This is a genomic window from Stieleria sp. (assembly GCF_041595215.1).
GTDB lineage: Bacteria > Planctomycetota > Planctomycetia > Pirellulales > Pirellulaceae > Stieleria > Stieleria magnilauensis.
In genome coordinates, this window is record NZ_JBFHKV010000716.1 from 1 (window position 1) to 4,591 (window position 4,591).

Consider the following 4,591-nt stretch of genomic DNA (forward strand, 5'->3'; position numbering starts at 1 on the left):
CACCGAGACGACCAAGTCGCCGCGTGAGATGGTGTGGGTCTGGTGCGGGCCAGTGACCGTCGTGAGAGGCCATCCCGGCAGAACCACCGTCCCACCGATCAGGATGCCCACGAAAGAGACGAGCAGAATGATCCGCAGCAGCCAGCGTGTTGGTCGCTTCGGCGTCGCCGCGGCGGTGCGCAACGATCCGGTCGCGTCGCCGTGACCCTGTTCGGGCGACGCGCGTCTGGCGGGAGAGGAAGCGAGCGACATCATCGGGAGGATTCGGGTGCCGGAGGGAGACAAGCCCCGTTAGGCGGGCGGACAAAGCGAGAAAGTGGAATACATCGTAAACCGATCCCAGGCCTAAGAAGACCAAGTACGCAAAAGAAACGTGGACAAAAACCCGCCGGAATCAAGGAGCATCCGACCGGTCCCCGGCAGAGCGGGAGAGGCGTCGAGAGTCACTGGTCCGCTTCGATCAGACCTTCGACGGGAAGCTGTGCCGCATCGATCAGCGTCTGACCGATCGGCGGTGGCAACGGGTCCACGTCCGTCGCATCGAATTCCAGCGGGGAGACTTCGCCAGGCAGCGGCGTCTCGATTCTGCGGCCTTCCAGGTCAAGTTCCATCACGCCCAACTCGCGAGCGAGGCGTAACTTCGCCGCGTAGTAGCTCAGCCACGCCGTCAAGAATGAATCCTGAGTATCGCGCAGCGCGGACTGGGCGGACAACAAGTTGATCGCGGCGGTCGGTCCAAAGGGGGCCGAACGCTGGCCGGGTTGCGGCGGCGGAACGGGAGCGTAAAGCGCCGAGCCGGTCACGTCGACGCGTCGAATGGCGATCGCGACGGCACGGCGCTGGATCTCCAAGTTGGTCCTCAGCTGCTCGATCTCGCGGAGCAGCACACGTAACCCTAAATGCAACGAGTCGTGCGATTGAATCAACGCGCGGCGGCTGCGTTGGTAATTGATCAACGATTCACGATACTGATTGCGTTCGACCAGACGCGTCAATGGCGCATCGAACCGCAGGCCGACCGCGGCGCTGCCCGTCGAACCGCGAAAGCTGAGCGGATTGTTGCGATCGGTCTGGACCGAACCGCTGGCGCTGAAATCCAAAACCGACTGCAATGCGTCGGCAGCAATCTGGATCTGTCGCCAGTCGTCGACCAACGCGGCGCGACCGTTCATGAAGTCCAATCGATTTTGAAGCGCGATCTGATACGCCTGCTCGGTCTGCAACGTGATCCGATCGACACTGACGGCCTCCAATCGGGCGCGTGCTTGGACCAGGATCGAGCCTTGGATCAGCCGCAGCATCTTGCGAAGCAGGATCACCGTGCGGTCGATGTCGCTGGTCACCTCGGCGGTCGGATTGACCAACTCGGCGATCGTTGCAGCACCGTCGGGTGCATCACTGCTTGGTGCAATACTGTCTGGCTCATCCACAACGGGCGCCACGTCATCTTCATCGGCATCCAGTCGGAGCGAGAATTCGTCGGGATCGGGAAGCCGCGGCAAACCTGCTTTCATCCGTTCCACTTCGATTTCGATGCGTTCCAACTGGACCAGCAGATCGGCGTAGCCGGTGTCCAGTTCGGCGATCTCGCGGGCGAAGGCTTCCTTGGCCGCGTCGTCCATCGCGCGCTGGCGAAGCGGAATCGAATCTTTGGCCAACTTCAAATCGGTGGCCACGATGACCAGGTTTTCGCGAAGGGGTTGGACAAGTTCATAGACGTCGCGACGGAGCGACTCGATGGCTTCCGGATCGGGGTTCTCGCCCAATTCACTCGGACGCCGCTGGAATTCAGCGATCGTGTCTTGAATCGCAGTGGCCGCACGATCGACCAGTTGAAACTGATGGATCAGATCGTCATCCAATTCGACCGGCAAGTTGGGCGGCAGTCCGAGCGTGAAGGCTTTGTATTGGTCAAGTGATCTCAGGAAGTCGTTTCGGCTTTGTAACAAACTGGCCCGATCGCGTTCGACGTTCTGCCGGAATTGGTCGACTTGGACCAAATCGATCAGCCCCGCGACGAGCAACGCTTCCAACTGGGCGAGGGTACGAATTTGCAAATTCAAGTTGTCTTCGGCGTTGCGGATTTGTTGCAACTGTCGCAGCAAGCCGACGTAACCACCGAGCTGAGCCTGGCCGCCGAACACTTGCAGGCTGGTGCCGCGTCCGTTTCGCTGCGGACCGACGACGCCCAGTTCGCCGATCGCAACTTGCGTGTAAAAGCCTTGTCGAAATTGCGCATAAGATCGCAGGTTGGCCAACAACGTGCGTTCGACTTGCGTCAGGCCTTCGAGCCCGATGTCACGGCCCGCACCACGCAACAGGGGCTGCAGAAAGGTGAAGTTCAACAGCGAGGCGGAAAGTCCCGCGTCCGGTCCGGTGAACTCAAACACGAAGGAGTTGGCAAAGCCGGCCAACAGGGTTCCCGCGGTCGCGAATTGGCGCCGCGCCTCCAACGCCCGCCGCTGGCCGGTCGTGCCGATCGCGAGCAAATTGCGTTGCGCGCCTGTTTGGGGTGGAGCGATCACCCATCGACTACCGTCATGATTCAGTCGCGCGGGAATGATCGAGCCGTTGTGGCTATAGCCGATGTCATAGCCGCCAAAGAATTGGGTGTCCAACTCGAATCGCTCGCGGGTGACGTCCAACGACGACAGATAGAGTGTTTCGAGCTGTGTTTGATGATTCGGCGAGTGCACGTAGGCCAGACGTAACGCGGAATCGATGTCTAGCATCACCGAATCATCGTCAGCGAGTTCGACGTACTCGCCCAGCAACGCCTGCCAAGCGGGGTTTTCCAATCCGGCGCGGATGCCGTTGTCGTACCAATGCCGCCAACCTTGCTTGCCGTCGACGCATCGCATGTACTGCTGCGAGGCGGGGTCGTCGACCGGGATCGGTGGACAGTCCGGGTCGTAGACGTCGGCGTAGCGGCTCCGCGGATCGGGCTCGATGCCATACTTCACCGTGCTCCAACGCGGGTCGCCGTTGCGTTGGGCGATCGCGTTGTACGCTTCCTGGTCAGCCGCCAATCGGTACTTGGAACGGCTACACCCGATGCTGAGACTGCTGAGCATGAGTATGCATGCTAGCAATCGAATCGAGGATCGGATCGTGTGTGCGCAAGAGGGATCTCGCATCATTGCCGCCCGTGTGACTCGTCCGGAGCCACCTCGCTCGAGTCAATGCCAACGCCACCGATATTACCAGGCTCCTCCTCAGAGGCTTATCGAAGCGTCGGCGCGAGCATCTTGAACGGGTTTATCGCCAAAGACGTTAAATGCGGTGAAGTCTTCCACCGCGTCTCCATTTCCAGGGCGCGGATCACGGCAGCCAGCGGCCAGGACTCATCCTGGCATGATCGGATCGTGCGTCGCGAGGCGGGCTTATTGGATCGGCGAGTAATCCGTCGCCTTCATGTAGATCGATTCGGGCTTTTTGGCCAAGCCACCGACACCGGATTCGCGGGCGGCTTTTTTCCACGCCGGGTCCGATCCGAAGGCTTTCCAGGATTGCTTGGCCGCGTCCGCGCTTTCGTGCTCGATGATGTAGATCAAGGTGTCGTTCGAATCCGGCTCGTCGGTCGGATGCCAATAGGCGACGGACTTGATGCCATGCTTGGCAAATAGGTCGATGGTGTGATCTCGGAACCGGGCATCGAGTTTTCCGAGGGTGCCTTCGCGGGCCTTGTAGATCCGCAATTCAAAAACGTCGTCTTCATCGCCTTCGGCGTTTTCGTAGTTGGGCGAGTAGTCGGTCGCCTCCATGTAGATCGATTCGGGCGGCTTGGCCAATCGTCCGACGCCGGATGCCGCGGCGGCTTTCTTCCACTCCGGATCGGCGATAAACGCTTTCCAGGACTCGGCGGCGGCTTCACGACTGGCGTGCTTGATCACGTAGATCAGCGTGTCCTTGGAGGCCTCTTCGTCGGTGGGCACCCAGTAGCCGATCGATTCGATGCCGTGCTTCTTGAACAGCCGCATGGTGTGGTCGCGGAAGCGAGCGTTGAGCGCATCGAGTTTGCCTTCGGCCGTCTTATAAATCCGCAATTCATAAACGTCGGCCTGTGCGTCGGGTGTCACGATCAGTGTGGAGGCAAGCCAACCGAACGCGACAACAACCATCAATTTTCGAGTGAACATCATGCTGTGATCCAGGTGGGAGAGAGGGAAGCGACAGGGCATCAAGGTTACCAAATCCACCCACCGAGGAAGCCGAGGGTCTGTCCCCATTCATCCACCTGTCCCCATTCATCCACCCCCGAGGAGAAAGACAAGCATGGGGTCAAAAAATGGATTGGTCAAAAAATACGAGCACTCAGGTCCGTGGTTGTCTTGCAATCGGGACACCCCATTTTTTGACCAACTAATCTTTTGACCAAGCTCTTCCGGGGTTTGTCCCCGTCCGGATCATTCGGGGTCTGTCCCCGGTCAACGAAAGTTCACCTGGGGTCTGTCCCCGGTCACCTAGGGTCTGTCCCCATCCGGGGTCCGCATCCCGAACGGGATGCTAGCACGTAGCCGGCGGGCGAGCGAAGCGAACAACGCCGGAGCCGAGAAACACCACACAAGACGCCCCCGAACGGGGTCGCAGC

General features: G+C 60.0%; 3 protein-coding genes. All 3 read right to left on the reverse strand.

Annotated features, from left to right (window positions below; genetic code table 11):
- Positions 1-255, reverse strand: a 255-nt coding sequence (locus ABX749_RS23025; protein ID WP_372898053.1) for a hypothetical protein, incomplete at its 3' end; no start/stop codon positions are given.
- Positions 256-443: 188 nt separating this feature from the next.
- On the reverse strand, positions 444-3,074 hold the full coding sequence (locus ABX749_RS23030; protein ID WP_372898054.1) for a TolC family protein: 2,631 nt from the start codon (positions 3,072-3,074) through the stop codon (positions 444-446).
- A 309-nt stretch (positions 3,075-3,383) separates the two neighbouring features.
- A complete protein-coding gene (locus ABX749_RS23035) occupies positions 3,384-4,142 on the reverse strand; it encodes an NIPSNAP family protein (RefSeq protein WP_372898055.1) in 759 nt (252 codons plus the stop codon).
- Positions 4,143-4,591: the final 449 nt, after the last annotated feature.

What these genes read in the sequence shown, in the direction of transcription:
- ABX749_RS23030 (WP_372898054.1), bottom strand. Translation starts at nt 3,074, where the DNA reads ATGCTCAGCAGTCTCAGCATCGGGTGTAGCCGTTCCAAGTACCGATTG.
- ABX749_RS23035 (WP_372898055.1), bottom strand. Translation starts at nt 4,142, where the DNA reads ATGATGTTCACTCGAAAATTGATGGTTGTTGTCGCGTTCGGTTGGCTT.